General features: G+C 37.0%; 15 protein-coding genes, 2 tRNA genes and 2 pseudogenes. 15 read left to right on the top strand and 4 right to left on the bottom strand.

The window, feature by feature from the left end; translation table 11 throughout:
* The first annotated feature begins 68 nt into the window (after positions 1-68).
* Both LIZ98_RS13610 and LIZ98_RS13605 read left to right on the top strand, forming a co-directional pair.
* Positions 69-140: transfer RNA gene (locus tag LIZ98_RS13610), tRNA-Gln, on the top strand.
* Between the two features lie 83 nt (positions 141-223).
* Positions 224-295, top strand: a tRNA-Gly gene (locus LIZ98_RS13605).
* Between the two features lie 256 nt (positions 296-551).
* Here the strand turns inward: LIZ98_RS13605 and LIZ98_RS13600 are convergent.
* Positions 552-742: pseudogene (locus LIZ98_RS13600) on the bottom strand (hypothetical protein).
* A gap of 518 nt (positions 743-1,260) precedes the next feature.
* Here LIZ98_RS13600 and rocF point away from each other — a divergent pair.
* The 12 genes and pseudogenes from rocF (at position 1,261) to LIZ98_RS13550 (ending at position 12,778) form a co-directional block, all read left to right on the top strand.
* Positions 1,261-2,160, top strand: coding sequence for an arginase (rocF, locus tag LIZ98_RS13595; RefSeq protein ID WP_041902783.1), 900 nt, complete (start codon positions 1,261-1,263; stop codon positions 2,158-2,160).
* A 420-nt stretch (positions 2,161-2,580) separates the two neighbouring features.
* Positions 2,581-3,144, top strand: a complete 564-nt coding sequence (gene sigW / locus LIZ98_RS13590) for an RNA polymerase sigma factor SigW (RefSeq protein ID WP_041902785.1) — start codon at positions 2,581-2,583, stop codon at positions 3,142-3,144.
* Positions 3,145-3,159: 15 nt separating this feature from the next.
* A complete protein-coding gene (locus tag LIZ98_RS13585) occupies positions 3,160-3,795 on the top strand; it encodes an anti-sigma factor family protein (RefSeq protein ID WP_082026016.1) in 636 nt (211 codons plus the stop codon).
* Between the two features lie 649 nt (positions 3,796-4,444).
* Positions 4,445-5,278: a diadenylate cyclase CdaA gene (gene cdaA, locus LIZ98_RS13580; protein ID WP_034767134.1), complete on the top strand. Its 834-nt coding sequence runs from the start codon at positions 4,445-4,447 to the stop codon at positions 5,276-5,278.
* Between the two features lie 6 nt (positions 5,279-5,284).
* Positions 5,285-6,523, top strand: a complete 1,239-nt coding sequence (locus tag LIZ98_RS13575) for a CdaR family protein (protein WP_227092622.1) — start codon at positions 5,285-5,287, stop codon at positions 6,521-6,523.
* Between the two features lie 61 nt (positions 6,524-6,584).
* The gene (gene glmM, locus LIZ98_RS13570) at positions 6,585-7,934 is read left to right on the top strand and encodes a phosphoglucosamine mutase (protein ID WP_227092623.1); all 1,350 of its coding nucleotides are present in this window, start codon (positions 6,585-6,587) and stop codon (positions 7,932-7,934) included.
* A gap of 657 nt (positions 7,935-8,591) precedes the next feature.
* Entirely contained in the window at positions 8,592-10,394 is a 1,803-nt protein-coding gene (glmS, locus tag LIZ98_RS13565) for a glutamine--fructose-6-phosphate transaminase (isomerizing) (RefSeq protein ID WP_041846965.1), read from the top strand.
* A 177-nt stretch (positions 10,395-10,571) separates the two neighbouring features.
* Positions 10,572-10,814 carry a YaaC family protein gene (locus LIZ98_RS18015; RefSeq protein ID WP_255654844.1) on the top strand — a complete coding sequence of 81 codons (243 nt, stop codon included), beginning with the start codon at positions 10,572-10,574 and terminating at the stop codon, positions 10,812-10,814.
* Positions 10,815-10,834: 20 nt separating this feature from the next.
* On the top strand, positions 10,835-11,002 hold the full coding sequence (locus LIZ98_RS18205) for a hypothetical protein (protein ID WP_375293587.1): 168 nt from the start codon (positions 10,835-10,837) through the stop codon (positions 11,000-11,002).
* A gap of 8 nt (positions 11,003-11,010) precedes the next feature.
* Positions 11,011-11,616: pseudogene (locus tag LIZ98_RS18010) on the top strand (YaaC family protein); the annotation flags it as partial.
* A 56-nt stretch (positions 11,617-11,672) separates the two neighbouring features.
* On the top strand, positions 11,673-12,494 hold the full coding sequence (locus LIZ98_RS13555) for a TnsA endonuclease N-terminal domain-containing protein (RefSeq protein ID WP_227139953.1): 822 nt from the start codon (positions 11,673-11,675) through the stop codon (positions 12,492-12,494).
* Positions 12,491-12,778, top strand: coding sequence for a hypothetical protein (locus tag LIZ98_RS13550; RefSeq protein ID WP_227139954.1), 288 nt, complete (start codon positions 12,491-12,493; stop codon positions 12,776-12,778). Before LIZ98_RS13555 ends, LIZ98_RS13550 begins: the two co-directional genes overlap by 4 nt.
* A gap of 200 nt (positions 12,779-12,978) precedes the next feature.
* Here the strand turns inward: LIZ98_RS13550 and LIZ98_RS13545 are convergent, their stop codons facing one another.
* The 3 genes from LIZ98_RS13545 to LIZ98_RS13535 form a co-directional block, all read right to left on the bottom strand.
* The gene (locus tag LIZ98_RS13545; protein ID WP_255602227.1) at positions 12,979-14,175 is read right to left on the bottom strand and encodes a transposase family protein; all 1,197 of its coding nucleotides are present in this window, start codon (positions 14,173-14,175) and stop codon (positions 12,979-12,981) included.
* A complete protein-coding gene (locus tag LIZ98_RS13540) occupies positions 14,172-14,336 on the bottom strand; it encodes a hypothetical protein (RefSeq protein WP_227139955.1) in 165 nt (54 codons plus the stop codon). Before LIZ98_RS13540 ends, LIZ98_RS13545 begins: the two co-directional genes overlap by 4 nt.
* Before the next feature lie 102 nt (positions 14,337-14,438).
* Entirely contained in the window at positions 14,439-14,876 is a 438-nt protein-coding gene (locus tag LIZ98_RS13535; protein WP_227139956.1) for an Lrp/AsnC family transcriptional regulator, read from the bottom strand.
* Between the two features lie 131 nt (positions 14,877-15,007).
* Here LIZ98_RS13535 and LIZ98_RS13530 point away from each other — a divergent pair.
* A partial coding sequence (locus LIZ98_RS13530) for a carboxymuconolactone decarboxylase family protein (protein WP_227139957.1) occupies positions 15,008-15,469 on the top strand: 462 nt, incomplete at its 3' end.

Below are 15,469 nucleotides of genomic sequence, written 5' to 3'. Positions count from 1 at the left end.
CGGACTGTAAATCCGCTCCCTCAGGGTTCGGCGGTTCGAATCCGTCCCCCTCCACCATAAAAACATATTGGGCTATAGCCAAGCGGTAAGGCAACGGACTTTGACTCCGTGATTCGTTGGTTCGAATCCAGCTAGCCCAGTCATTTTATTTAGAAAATAAACAACTGTGATGTATAAGGGAGTAAATTTGTTTTAATTTTAATTTATAGATAGTTTAATTTATGCGGAAGTAGTTTAGTGGTAGAACATCACCTTCCCAAGGTGAGGGTCGCGGGTTCGAGTCCCGTCTTCCGCTTATTGCGAAAAATATTAAAAAAGGCGACTCTTGGATGTTTAAGGGTCGCTTTTTTGTGGAACATTTTTTTGTTTTTTACCGTTCCACAGGCGAACAACAGGCAATATCCTATTTTTCGGTTCGACATTTCCTCTATAAAAACTCAATAAGAAACGAATTCGTAGAAAAATTAATTCCGATATGTGCCAAAAGTTTGCAGAGATATTCTTAGGACGATTCCCCTGGCAAAATTGACTGTAAAAAAAGTGATTTCCTCTTAGCTAAATGTGTCCTCGCTTTTTAAAAATTTTTCACGCTCTTCAATTAATTTTTTAAATTCCTCAATATCTTCAAGGGTGGCTTTATTCTTGATGAAACTGCGCGCTCGGGATCGTGCACTAATATAGTTAGCATAATCCTTATTTTTTCTTGCCACTTCTTATTTGCCTCGGTTTGTTTTTTGGGCATGAAGTTTATCCCTCTCTTTCAGCCATTTTTTAACGATTGGTAAAGATACCTGTTTAAACACCGGATTAGTTACAACCATACAGCCTTAAAGCTGCGAAACATCAGAAAAAGGCACCCAGGGATAAGGAAGCATACCAAATCCGCATGACTTAATTATAAATATAACTACTTGCGAAAAAAATACAACTAAGAAAGTGATTTTTGCTAAATGAAGGGCTAAGAAATAATTTGCCCAAAATAATTTTATCACACAATTTATTTACTTTTTAGCAGCAAAAGAGCTAAAAAGTACGCAGTTTTATCGCCCTAAATATGGGCCAAAAACGCTGTAATTACAATGTTCCAAACGTTTTTCAGTGTCAAACTTGAGAAAGGAATCTACGAAAGCATTCCTTTCCTTTTCTTATAATAATTTTTCCTTGATTGCTATAATAAAAAGTGTTTATTTATACCATTTTTTGCTAGGTTGAGTCATCCTTTGAGAGCATTTACAATATATTTTAGGGGGGTAGAAAAAGATGAGAGGAAAAATTTCAATTGTGGGAGCACCGATGGATTTAGGGCAATTACGCAGGGGTGTCGATATGGGTCCGAGTGCAATCCGTTATGCGGGGGTCGTTGAAAGGCTGGAATCCCTGGGTTACCAAGTGAATGATTTAGGAGATATTGAGATTGGTAGAGATCGATTGACAACAGATCCTTTAACAGGGTTGCGAAACTTAGAAGCGGTTGTCCAAGCGAGTACAAAAATTGCAGATAAAGTCGACAAAATCATGAAAGAAGGTTCCTTTCCACTCGTACTTGGCGGAGACCATAGTATTGCGATTGGAACACTTGCCGGCATTTCAAAATATTTTAAAAGACTCGGGGTTATCTGGTTTGATGCCCATGGAGATTTAAATACACCGGAAACTTCACCATCGGGAAATATTCATGGCATGCCTCTTGCAGTCAGTCTTGGATTAGGTGAAACGACGCTTACGCAAATTGGTGGCTATTGTCCAAAAATTCAACCTGAGAATATCGTCATTATTGGTGCCAGATCATTAGATGAAGGTGAAAAAAGATTAATTAAAGAAAAAGGAATCAAAGTATATACCATGCATGAAATTGATCGTCTGGGCATTCCAAAAGTTATAGAAGAAACGATTGCATATTTTAAAGATCGTACAGATGGTGTTCATCTTTCATTAGATTTAGACGGGTTAGATCCACTTTATGCACCGGGTGTCGGCACTCCGGTAGAAGGCGGCTTGAATTACCGGGAAAGTCATTTGGCTATGGAAATGTTTTTTGAATCAGGCATGATTACGTCAGCGGAATTCGTTGAAGTGAATCCTATTTTAGATGAGCGGAACAAAACAGGGGTACTTGCCGTCGGATTAATGGCCTCGCTTTTTGGTGAAAGTCTATTATGAATCAGCAAAATAACCGTAAATTTTATATAACTAGTGATTAAGGGTTCTCATTTTAAAATTTAGATGGGGACCCATTTATTTTACATGTACGCCCGTATAAATTTTGAGGTAAGGATACAACACATAACAGGTAACAGCCGGCGTGATTTTTTGTGACACAGGAAAGTACAAATCTCCGGAAATGATACAAATCTCATGAAACAGGTAACCACCGTGATTTTTTTACACCATAAGTAAAAATTTCCAATAATAATACATATCCCATGTAGCAGGCAATTCCAAGTGTTTTCCTAATTGTATATAAAGAAAATTTCTAGTTTTCCCCTCAATAAAAAAATAATTCATAGTATAATAAGATTAATGAAACTTTTTTTTTGCTGTTTCGTAATATAAATAGCCGCATAGAGCGGAGGGTTATGAATGGATGAGTTTGTGAAATCACGGATAAAACAAGTGCGAAAAGGGGACCAAAATGCGTTTGGGGAGATCGTTGAATTATACAAAGATAAAGTATTTCAACTTTGCTTCCGAATGTTGGGGAATTCTCACGAGGCTGAAGATATTTCACAAGAGGCTTTTATGCGTGCATATATAAATATTGAACGATATAATATTGACAGAAAATTTTCCACGTGGTTATATCGTATTGCAACCAATTTATGTATCGACCGGATCAGGAAAAAGAAACCTGATTATTATTTAGATGCTGAAGTGGCAGGAACAGAAGGGTTGACCTTATATTCACAAATACCCGCCAGCCAACTTGCACCCGATGAAGAGGTTTCAAAAATTGAATTGCAAGAAATCATTCAAAATGAAATTCTAAAATTGCCGGAAAAATATCGGGCAGTCATTGTTTTAAGATATATCGAAGAACTCCCCCTATTGGAAATTAGTAAGATTTTGGATCTCCCCATTGGAACTATCAAAACGAGAATACATAGAGGGAGAGAAGCTCTTCGCAAACAACTCCGGCATATTTGAGTGAGGTGAAAACCTTTGAATCGATGTCCTGAAATAATAACCGAATATATGCATGAATATTTAGACGGGGAAATTTTACCGGAACATAAAAACATATTAACCGTACATTTAAAATCTTGTGCCGACTGCCGCCAACATTTTCAGGAACTTGAAAAATCCATTGCTTTAGTAAAAAGCATCTCACATGTTCAAGCACCGGCAGATTTTACGCAAAAAGTGCTGATGAATTTACCGAAAGAAAAGAAAAAAGTAAGTGTGAAACGATGGTTCTCAAGACATCCGGTATTAACGGCTGCAAGTATCTATTCCATATTTATGGCTGCAAGTTTATTGTCTCATTGGTCAGGGGATGACTTTTCTGTTACAAAAAACCCTGATTTAGTCATTGAGAATAACACAGCTATCGTGCCTGAAGGAGAGACGGTTACAGGAGATATTGTTGTAAAAAATGGCGATATCCGTATTGACGGAAAAGTTGACGGTAGTGTAACAGTCATTAACGGGGAAATCGTTAATGGAGAATCATATATGGCCTCGGCCGGTCAGGTTACAGGCGATATTGTGGAGATTAATGAGGCATTTGAGTGGTTATGGTATCAAATGAAACATATATTTGAAAGTACCATGAACATGTTAACGGGTAAGGAATAATAAATCCGTTGATAAAGGTCCTTTCTTACACGGATGATCTTACCAAGTGGAAATCTTATGGTTGTGATCAAGCGTGTTCAAAGACCTTTTTTTATGTAAAGAAAGAACAAAAGCAATTTTAGTCAAATTGGAACTTTTTGGATATAAAATAAACGCACAAGGAAAGCTTCGAAATCTTTCCGTGTGCTTTTCTTTTTGCAAGTAATAGTTGGTTTTCATACATTTGGAGATGGTCTTCTGCAAAAAATGGTGAAAAAAATTTCTGTTGTTATGAGTTATGGTATAATAAAAAAATATGATGTACAGTAAAATACTTAGTAACCCCCATAGTTGTATATCGTTAACTGAATGTCTATTAAAGGATAAAAAAGCTAATCAAATTAGAATGATATATCACTTTTACAACGTTTCAGTTCCAGGGCAAGTGAATAAAGGGGAAATTGTTGCCTGCACGCTCAACAAACAAAATCTTTGTCAATCATGTTCACGTTTAGAATATAGGATATAATAGGGGTATGTGGACTGATTTGTTTGTTGAAAAATGCATCTTGTTGGTTGTCATTTTGCCTTTGGAATGTATGTGGACCAATTTACTTGTTAAAAGGATGGACTGAAACGTTTTTGCATAGATAATTGGAGGAAGGTTTTTATGCCATTTGCTGATTTTTTTGCCGATTTTACGATTGTTGATTATATAGCGAGTGTTGTTGATATTCTAGTTGTATGGTATCTAATTTATAAAATATTTATGGTTGTCAGGGGAACGAAGGCTGTTCAATTAATCAACGGAATATTTATTATCCTTATTTTACGTGGTTTGAGTAATATAATTGGATTAAGAACTCTGGAATGGTTAATGGAGCAGGTGATTGAATGGGGCTTTCTGGCAATCATTATTATTTTCCAACCTGAATTACGGCGTGCCCTGGAACAACTGGGTCGTGGCCGAATTTTTACAAGGCAAAGACAAAAAGAGGAAGAAAAGCAAGAACAAATTGTAAATGCCATCGTAAAAGCTTGCGAGTATATGGCGAAGAGACGGATTGGAGCCTTAATATCAATTGCCCAAGAGACCGGAATGAATGATTATATTGAAACTGGCATACCGATGAATGCAAAAGTTACATCGGAACTTCTAATCAATACATTTATTCCCAACACGCCCTTACATGATGGGGCAGTGATCATTCAAGACGATGAGATTAAAGCGGCAGCCTGTTATTTGCCTTTATCAGAAAGCCCGTTTATTTCAAAGGAACTTGGTACAAGGCACAGAGCAGCTGTTGGAATTAGTGAAGTTACCGATAGTATTACCGTCGTTGTCTCAGAGGAAACAGGAGGGATTTCATTAACGAAAAATGGAGAACTTCACAGAGAAATTAAACTAGAACAGCTCCGGAGCATGTTAACCGAAAAGTTAGTAAAACCTTTGGAACCCCAAACCACAAGTAATCTTTGGAGCAAGTGGGTGAAAAAGAGGTGATAAAAGATGGATAAATTTTTAAATAAATTAATGGAAAGCAAATGGTTTGTCCGGGGTCTTGCCTTAGTACTGGCTTTACTCTTATATATAACAGCTTATATAGACCAAATGGGTCCTGCATCAGGTGCCGCCAGGGATAATACAACCACGGAAACGATAGAGGATGTACCTGTTGTTTTATATTATGATGAAGAAAATTTTGTCGTCACCGGTGCTCCACAAACTGTTGACGTCATTGTTGAGGGCAATAGCAGTTTAGTTAAATCGGCTAAAAATTTGAGGGATTTTACAGTTTATCTTGATTTGACCAAGGCAGAAATAGGTACACAGAGGGTGAAATTCCAAGTTCGTGATATTTCGGATAAATTAACTGTCTCTATAAAACCTGAAGCAGTGAATGTAAATGTTCAAGAAAAAGTAACAAAGGAATTCACTGTTGATATACAGTTTAATAAAGCTCTTCTGGAAGATGGCTACCAAGCAGAGGAACCGGTTATAAAACCAAAAAAAGTTAAAATTACAGGCGGAAAAGATGTCATTGATCAAATCAATTATGTAAAAGCAATTGTTGAGCGAAATGAAGTCATTGATCGAACGTTTACTCAAAAAGCGAGTGTATCCGTTCTTGACCAAAACTTAAATAAACTAAACGTACAGGTAGAACCGGCCGAAGTGGAAGTCACAATTCCGGTTAAAAGCCCACAAAAAACGGTACCTGTTGTTATTAAACAACAAGGAACACCGAAAGAGGGGGTAAGCATTAAAAATATTGAACCGGCTGTACGAGAAGTTGTTCTATATGGAAGACAAAGTGCATTAGATAAAATTTCAAGTATCGAAATTCCGGTAAATGTGGCTAATATTTCGGGTGATCAGGAACTAACAATTCCAATCACTTTAGGAAATGGGATAACCGCTGTGACACCTGAAGCAATTAATGTAAAAGTGACGACTGAAACGAAAGAAACAAGGACGATTAAAAATGTCCCGGTAAACTATACCGGATTAAGTAATCAATATGCACTTGATTTCCTTGATCCGGATAACGGACAAGTTGATATTTATGTAATCGGGACACCGGAAGTTTTACAAAATATAAATGTTGCCAGTTTTAATCTGACCGTTAATGCGGAAGGGTTAACTGAAGGAGAACATGAGCTGAAAATTCAGGCAGAGGGTCCTGATTCGATAGATTGGAAACTTAAACGAACAACAGTAAAAGTAAAAATTACAGCTGAAGGATAATAGAAGAGCCGGAAAGTTGAGTTATCACCGGTTAATGATTGGAAAAAAGGAGAGAGTTTTTATGGGTAAGTATTTTGGTACGGATGGAGTTAGAGGAGTGGCAAATAGTGAGCTGACACCGGAATTGGCATTTAAATTAGGACGCTATGGCGGATATGTTTTAACGAAAGATGCGGAACGTCCAAAAGTCTTGATTGGACGGGACACTCGCATATCCGGTCACATGCTGGAAGGTGCGTTCGTGGCCGGGCTGCTTTCAATCGGTGTTGAAGTAATGCGATTAGGTGTTATTACAACTCCGGGTGTTGCTTACTTAACGAAGGCCTTGAGTGCACATGCCGGCGTAATGATCTCAGCCTCCCACAATCCGGTTGAAGATAATGGAATCAAGTTCTTTGGTCCTGACGGATTTAAACTAACAGATGATCAAGAAGCAGAAATTGAACAATATCTTGATATGAATGAAGATAATTTACCAAGACCGGTAGGAAAGGATCTTGGTGTCGTGAATGATTACTTTGAAGGCGGGCAAAAGTACATACAATATTTAAAACAGACCGTCGATGAAGATTTTTCCGGAATTCATATTGCACTCGATTGCGCCAATGGATCGACTTCATCTTTAGCAAACTATTTATTTGCCGATTTAGACGCCGATTTATCAACAATGGGTGCATCACCGGATGGTCTGAATATCAATGATGGAGTTGGGTCAACCCACCCGGAAGCCCTTCAAAAATTTGTTGTTGAAAAAGGAGCGGATGTCGGTTTGGCATTTGACGGCGACGGGGACCGGTTGATTGCGGTTGATGAAAAAGGCGAAATTGTTGATGGCGACCAAATTATGTATATATGTGCCAAGTATATGAAAAATGAAGGCAGACTGAAACAACAAACTGTCGTCTCAACTGTCATGAGTAACCTTGGTTTCTATAAAGCTTTAGAAGCACTTGAGATTAAGAGTGTTCGGACAGATGTAGGAGATCGCTATGTTGTAGAGGAAATGAAAAAGAATGGCTATAATCTTGGAGGCGAGCAATCCGGGCATATTATTTTCCTTGATTATAATACAACAGGTGACGGAATGTTAACAGGACTGCAATTGATAAATATTTTAAAACAAACGAATAAGCCGTTATCGGAGCTGGCAAAAGAAATGAAAAAATATCCACAGAAACTTATTAATATCCGGGTAACCGATAAACATCATGTAGCCGAAAATGAAAAGGTAAAGGAAGTAATTGAAGAGGTAGAAAAAGAAATGGCAGGAAATGGACGAGTTCTTGTCCGACCATCCGGTACAGAACCACTCGTGCGTGTCATGGTAGAAGCACCGAGCGAACAGGAATGTGAAGCTTATGTGAATAGAATTACCGCTGTTGTAAAAGAAGAAATGGGAATACGTGAATAACACGGTTGTAAAAAAATCCAAGCGATTGTAAAAAAGCAGAACGCGATTTACTTTTAACATATGCATAAAGGAACGGTTCAATTCCTTTATGCATATATTTTATTATCCGCTCTTTTTGGCATTTAAAAAAAGTGACTTCAGTCCTTACCGGATTTCAACCGATCATATGAACTCCAAGGTAAAGCATGTGAATAATTTCCCTATTGACTAAAAAGAGTGGATTGAATTATGATGAATATGTCCTGTTAATTTTTTGGAGGAAAGGAGGATCGTATAAGTCAGTTTATTAAAGCGCCAGAACTAGTAAAGGTCCCATTTCACTCAAGGACTGGAGAGTTTATCAGTCGGGATGTTTCTGTATTTGTATATTCCTTCGTCAAACAAGGGTATGCACGTATCTTGATGAAGAAAGATTCATGAATGATAAACTAATGGGAACCGTAATACTAGTTGACGAGGAGAAGGTTTATCGAGTTTTTCGGCGGATACCTTCCGACTTTGCGCATAGTCGTGATTTCTCTCTAAAACAAAGAGGTGACTTTTTGGACAAAGGAGAGAAAAATGCGCCATTACAAATGGAGATAAGGGGGCAAGATGTCCCTATAAAATCCATATATAGTTGACCTCTTGCCCCCGGACATTAGGAGGCTGGAAACTATGTGTGGAATAGTTGGTTATATTGGTAATAAGGACGCTAAGGAAATTTTATTAAAAGGACTTGAAAAACTTGAATATAGAGGATACGATTCTGCCGGGATCGCCGTTTTAAATGAAGAAGGGGTCCATCTTTTTAAAGAAAAAGGTAGGATTGCTGATTTACGTTTTATTGTTGATGAACAAGTAAAGGCAAACGTTGGAATCGGTCATACTCGTTGGGCAACTCACGGGAAACCAAGCAAAGTAAATGCTCACCCGCATCAAAGTGGAACGGGACGGTTTACAATCGTGCACAACGGAGTAATTGAAAACGATGAACAATTAAAAGCGGAATATTTGTCGGATATCTCACTAAAAAGTGACACCGATACGGAAGTCGTTGTTCAATTAGTTGAGAAATTTGTCAATGATGGATATGCTGTTCAAGAAGCTTTCCAAAAGACGTTGAAAATATTAAAAGGATCTTATGCTCTAGCTTTACTTGACGAAGAAAATAAAGATGTTATTTATGTTGCAAAAAATAAAAGCCCGCTACTTGTCGGTCTAGGTGACGGCTTCAATGTGGTCGCATCGGATGCCTTGGCAATGTTACAAGTTACAAAAGAATTTCTGGAATTAATGGATCAAGAAATGGTTATTGTCACGCGGGAAAATGTGGAAATTTTTGACTTAGATGGAAGAAAAGTTGAACGAAAACCGTTTATTGCTGAATTAGATGCCAGTGATATTGAAAAAGGTACGTATCCCCACTATATGTTAAAAGAAATTGATGAACAGCCATTTGTTATTCGGACAATTATTCAAAAGTATTCCAATGATAATGGTGAATTGGTTATTGATCAAAATATTCTTGGAGCCATTAATCAAGCAGACCGGCTCTATATTATTGCAGCTGGAACGAGTTATCATGCCGGTATGGTCGGAAAAAATATAATTGAACGGTTGGCAAAAATTCCAACTGAAGTACATGTGGCCAGTGAATTTGGTTACAACATGCCATTGTTATCGGAAAAACCATTGTTTATTTTTATTTCACAGAGCGGAGAAACAGCAGACAGCCGTGCCGTTCTTGTGCAAATTAAGAAAATGGGTTATCAAGCATTGACCATTACGAATGTTCCCGGGTCTACGTTATCTCGTGAGGCAGATTATACATTGTTGCTTCACGCCGGTCCGGAAATCGCTGTTGCATCGACAAAAGCTTATACGGCACAAGTGGCGGTGTTGTCCATCTTGGCTGAGGTTGTTGCAAGAAGCAAAGGTCTGGCCATTGATGTGGATCTCGTCCATGAACTTGGCATTGTTGCGAGTGCCATGGAGGAACTTTGTGATACGAGAGATGCATTTGAACAAATCGCAAGTGACTATTTGTCTTTTGCTCGTAGCAGCTTCTTTATCGGTCGTACGTTAGACTATGCCGTTTGCTTAGAAGGTGCCTTGAAGTTGAAGGAAATTTCCTATATTCAGGCTGAAGGTTTTGCCGGTGGAGAATTGAAACACGGTCCTATTGCCTTGATTGAAGAAGGCACACCGGTCTTTGTCTTATCAACTCAAGAGAACGTTAATTTGCCAATTCGCGGTAATGTAAAAGAAGTTGCGGCCCGTGGTGCTAATGCGTGTATCATTTCTATGAAAGGACTGGAAATGGACGGTGACCGTTTCGTCTTACCGCAAGTGCATGAATTATTAACACCTCTTATCTCTGTTGTACCAATGCAATTTATCGCATATTACGCCGCCCTTCACCGCGGCTGCGACGTTGACAAACCACGCAACCTCGCAAAATCAGTGACGGTGGAATAATCAGTTGGCCCTCTTGGACATAACTGTTGAGTAATAAAAAAGTTGTTTAAATTATAAAAAAGTCGTTTAAAAAATAAAAAAGTTGTTTAAAAAAACACACGTTATGGAGTAAAATGGAAGTAACTCCGAACGTGTGTTTTTTAATTTAGAGCGTCGAGATAACTGTGGGGTGGGCTAATGTCTCAGATAATTAGTTATAAAGGCAAAAACTTAACCTTATATAAAGCTATTAAAAGCCCAAATTTTGAAGGGAAAACGGTATTGGTTAATGACCCATGGGAATATGTGGAGATGTGGTTGAAGAGGAATAATCATAATGATGAAGCTTTATTTTATTGGCAACAATCTAGACAATTTTATGAAGCCTCGACTATGCTTCCTCTAACGTCTTCACCATTAACTACATCTATTGTTTTTTAAACGCTGTTAAAACTTTATTAATGGTTAAAAATGTTCCATTTTCTGATAGGCATGGTGTAAGTGGATGGAGTAAAAATAGTAAAGTGTCCTTAAGTAATGAAGACATTAAAATTCAAACTGGAGGTATTTTACCTGCTCTTTGCAATTATTTAGATGAACCAGTGAATACTGCTGAGACTTATTATTAAGAGATGTTTTATATAATTTGCCTTTTATTCATAGGGCCTATTGCCTTACTTATACGTCTACATCTACAAAAGAGTTGTTTATCCCTATTAGGAAAGCATTTTTTGTGAAAAAGTACGGTTCGTCAGAAAGTTGGTTTTCTGCAGAAATAGATCCTAAGTATGCTAATGGTCATACATTAAAAAAAATAGCGGAAAATTTTGAAAGAGATCCAACTTTTGAGGATGTTTTTGTAGTAAGGACTAAAAAAAGATTCCGGTGGAGAAGGGACGATCCAAACAAGTTGAATAAATTGGTTACTTTCCATTGTAAAATCCGAAAGCAAATTCATTATATAGCTGGAATGTCAAGATTATGGTATATCAAACGCGAAGGGGTTGATGGAGTTATTTCACGAAATCCAATGAGCCTAACTTTTGCAGGAATGCATAGATTAAGTGAGTTATCAAGATATGAACCAGTGGTTTTATCAAAACATCTTAGTAGCCAACATAACTGGTTACTTTCAGAATTTATTAAAAATGCTCCCTACCAATTTATAGATCACATTGCTTCTGAAATAACTGGTGAAGAATTTATGTCTCCCGGTATAGTTACGAGGAGAGATTTGTTATAGCATTTAATATCTAAAAAATCAAATATCATCGGTTAATCTTTAGGAGGTGTTTTAAAATGTCCAAGCGTCAAACTTGCTGGACAGAGAAAAAAATTACTCGTTACTATAAAGAAGGTCGTGGCCAGGGAGAGTTATCTAATTATACGCCTTGGCTAATGATTCAAGATGTTCCTTCAGGTGGACGAGCCCATCGTGTAAAAGGTTGGACCACAAGTCGAACACATCACCTCCTATCCGATATGGAATATAATTATTTTTGCTTACTCGATTGGGCAGATGAAGTGATTGATATTAGAGAACAATTCCCTCTACCACGTGATGTGACGCTTCCCATCGCTGAGGAGAAAAACATAAAACACCCCATAGATTCCGCAACACAGACTCCGATTGTAATGACGACAGATTTTCTCATCACAGTGCGAAAAGAAAAAGAAATTATTTACTTTGCCAGAACAGTAAAAGAAAATAAAGAATTAAATTCATCAAGGGTTATCGAAAAGTTTGAAATCGAAAGAGAATATTGGACAAAACAAGGTGTAGACTGGGGCATCGTTACAGAAAAGGAATTACCAAAAGATGCAATAGACAATATTAAGTGGTTACATTCAGCTTATTTTTTATCGGATGATTTAGATAAAAAATTGCTTTATTCACTATATGAAGCACTATCCAAAAACAATATGCCGATACTTTACCTATTAAAAGAATTCGACGAAACATTTAAACTGGCAAATGGTAGTGCTTTATCTATGTTCAAATATATGCTTGCACACAAGATTATCAAAATAAATATAACGAAAAAAATAGATCTAATGTCGAACACAACGATTCTTGAATTTCCCCCTAACTTTATAACAGAAAAGAGGTGGGCTAATTGAATTTCTTTGTTAATGAACTACTCAAAAATCCTCTTAGTGGTGAAATATACCGTATTTTATGGATAGATGATGGGAATGTAGTAGCTTATCTGATTGACATTTATGATGAAAAAGCCCTTCCATTTAAACGGTTAATTCAAGAATTAACTGACGAAATTTTGGAGGAGTCGCTTATCAAAATAAAAGAAGATCCTTTTATATGTTCGGGTATTCAAGATATTCCTGAAAAGTATATAGTGCTAAGAAATCAAGCTTGGAAAGTTATTGACAGCTATGAAGAGTAAATTTATCAATTTCTGGTAGTATTGTGAAAATACGACTTATCCACAATTGGTAGAATTTTCCAGTTGAATTTATCCACATGAAAGGTCAAAAAGAACCAAATTTGCTTATTTTTTTAAAAAATGTGGATAACTTATTTTTGTTTGTTGTGGATAACTTGTTTTCTTTGCCAAACATCACATCCTCTGGTACAATTAAATCGCTAGGTAAACCTAATTTGCATAGGTTTTCCCAGTTGTGCGATATCCTCGTCTGTTAGTGTTTGCCCGCGGAAGGCTTCTAACAATCGCGAGGATATTTCTTTTACTGTTCTCTTCATGCTTCTCAATGCTTTTGACCCATGCTCATGTAACACCATGATAATCTCTGTGATCTGGGTCAACAGGTAGTGATTTTTCATGGCATTGTAATCTTGGCTGCTTGCGTGTTCAATGTGGTAGCGCAGGTTTTTTTGTCTGTTAAACCCCTCATTCTCTATTCTCCAGCGGCTTCTGCCAGCGTTCATCAGCTTCTTTGCATTGTTTTTTGTGATTTTTATATCTGTGATAAAGGTAAATTTTTGTTTTCTTTTTTCATCTTCTACTTCGCATTCGAAAACATTCACCCCAAAGCCTCTGTAATCAATATCGTTCACCCAGGTGATTACCCCTCGCTGTTCGCTTTCACGTATCTTTACCACATTGGCTTTCTTGCCTTCCTCCTCTTCCATATTTTTTAACGCTTGAAACTCATCGGTGATGCTTTTGATACGATCTTCCTTAAAACGGAATAAGTAGTTCCAATTATTCGCCTTGCATTGTTTCAATACATTTTCACAGGCATAAAGACTATCGGCAATCAGACAGATAGGCAGTTTTTTAAAGGTGTCTTTCAGTCTAGCAGTCAGTCGATAAAAAGCATTCAACTCACAATCTTGTTTTTTTACGTCCTCTGATTCATTTTCAATAAACTCGGAGGCCACACTTAGCACCATATTTCCCACAATTAATTTGGCTTCTAAGACATGATGCATGTAGATGGTCTTTGTTTTTTCTTCACCCGTTTCCTTGTCTGTGTATTTGTACACTCGTCTCAGGCAGTGTTCACAATGTTTTTTGTCAAAAGTAAAAATACCGGTCCCATCTATGGCAATACCCCAGTATTCCCCATTGATACGATAGGAATCAAAACACCTCTTTTTCAATAATTCCTTGATCATATAGGTTCGGATTCTTTCAAGTTCTGCCGGATTCACTCGTGACAAAAAATCATTGATTGTATCATAGTGGGGCAGTTCTTCCAAATCTTCATTTCCCAACCATTTTCCCACATTTTTGATGCACTCTTCCTTGTTGAATTCATTTGTCATTTCACGCATACTTTTTAAGTTGCATGCATTTTTCAAAATAACCATCATCAAAAGGACTTCCGTGTCATAGGTGATATAGCTTTGGTGCCTTGGATCGTCAACCTCTTTAAGTAATTTGTTCGAATTTTTAAAAAGTGATTTTGTGTTTTTAGCAACTCGAATAAATAATTTACCTCTTTTTCCATTTCACGCTTTTCTTTCCTCGTTACCATAAAAAGTTCCCCCCAAATGCCAATACAATTGGTTTTTATATAACCTCATTGTCACATATTCGGCAAAGTTTGGGTGGAATTATTTCGAAAAATATTTACTCTTCAGGGCTGAAATTTTAATTTTGTCGGCACCTGTGAAAAAATAAAGTGTGTTACAGTTTGTGCAATTGGGCTTACTTCATCAATAAATTTTTCAGCGTTAGCGAAAGTTTCAAACTGCATTTTTAACATATAACAAGCACTTCCTGCGATTCGATAACAAAATTCTACGTTTGGAAGTTTTTCTATATAGTTTTTAAAAGAATTATAGTCACCATTTTTAACGGTAGCTTCAATTATGCACTGGATAGGTAAATCTAATTTCTCATAATCAACTTCTATCGTATATTTTTTTATAATTCCAAATGATTTCATTTGCCTTACTCGTTCCGTAACTGATGGGGAGGAAAGATTCACTCTTCTGCCAAGCTCACTCATGGATAAACGACTGTTGTTACATAATTCATCTATAATTTTTTTATCAATCTCATCTATTTTCATTTTTAAAGTTTTCCTCCTATAATTGTTAATATTGTAAAGAGTTCATTTGATAAGTGTTATAAATTTAATGTAAATTAATTTTTTTGTTTTATATAATTAATTTACATTAAATATAACAGGGAGGGACTTGTATGGCAAGAATTGTTGAATCTAATTTCGGGGAAACACCTTTTCAAAGACTATTGGGGCATAATCAGGATGTAATGGTAAGATGGAGTCAGTTAGGCGACGTGTTGGAAAAAGATGGAAAACTAACAGCTAAATTAAAGGAACAAGTAAGGAGAACATTAGCTCAAAGGAACGGTTGTGAGTATTGTAAGGCCAAAGGAAAACCGGATCCTGCCCAGTTTGATGAAAAAACATCTGTTGCAGTAGGATTTGCGGAAGTCTTTTTATACCAAAAGGGTGAGATAGCGGATTCAACTTTTGATGTTTTGAAGGAATATTTCAATGAAGAGGAAATAAGTGAGCTATGTGCTTTTATCTCTTTTACGACTGCTTCACAATATTTTGGTGCAATGATGAAATTAAAACCTGAGAGCCTTTGCCAAAATGCTGTATCTCCTGAAGCAGTAGGCAGTCAGACAATTAAA

The organism is Caldibacillus sp. 210928-DFI.2.18 (assembly GCF_020554505.1).
Lineage (GTDB): Bacteria > Bacillota > Bacilli > Bacillales > Caldibacillaceae > Caldifermentibacillus > Caldifermentibacillus hisashii.
The sequence above is the reverse complement of the archived record's forward strand: the minus strand, read 5'-3'. Positions and strand labels throughout refer to the sequence as shown.

Coding starts and splice junctions, on each gene's coding strand:
- rocF (WP_041902783.1), top strand. CDS start 1,261: ATGAGAGGAAAAATTTCAATTGTGGGAGCACCGATGGATTTAGGGCAA.
- sigW (WP_041902785.1), top strand. CDS start 2,581: ATGGATGAGTTTGTGAAATCACGGATAAAACAAGTGCGAAAAGGGGAC.
- cdaA (WP_034767134.1), top strand. CDS start 4,445: ATGCCATTTGCTGATTTTTTTGCCGATTTTACGATTGTTGATTATATA.
- LIZ98_RS13575 (WP_227092622.1), top strand. CDS start 5,285: ATGGATAAATTTTTAAATAAATTAATGGAAAGCAAATGGTTTGTCCGG.
- glmM (WP_227092623.1), top strand. CDS start 6,585: ATGGGTAAGTATTTTGGTACGGATGGAGTTAGAGGAGTGGCAAATAGT.
- glmS (WP_041846965.1), top strand. CDS start 8,592: ATGTGTGGAATAGTTGGTTATATTGGTAATAAGGACGCTAAGGAAATT.
- LIZ98_RS18015 (WP_255654844.1), top strand. CDS start 10,572: ATGTCTCAGATAATTAGTTATAAAGGCAAAAACTTAACCTTATATAAA.
- LIZ98_RS18205 (WP_375293587.1), top strand. CDS start 10,835: ATGGTTAAAAATGTTCCATTTTCTGATAGGCATGGTGTAAGTGGATGG.
- LIZ98_RS13555 (WP_227139953.1), top strand. CDS start 11,673: ATGTCCAAGCGTCAAACTTGCTGGACAGAGAAAAAAATTACTCGTTAC.
- LIZ98_RS13540 (WP_227139955.1), bottom strand. CDS start 14,336: ATGGTAACGAGGAAAGAAAAGCGTGAAATGGAAAAAGAGGTAAATTAT.
- LIZ98_RS13535 (WP_227139956.1), bottom strand. CDS start 14,876: ATGAAAATAGATGAGATTGATAAAAAAATTATAGATGAATTATGTAAC.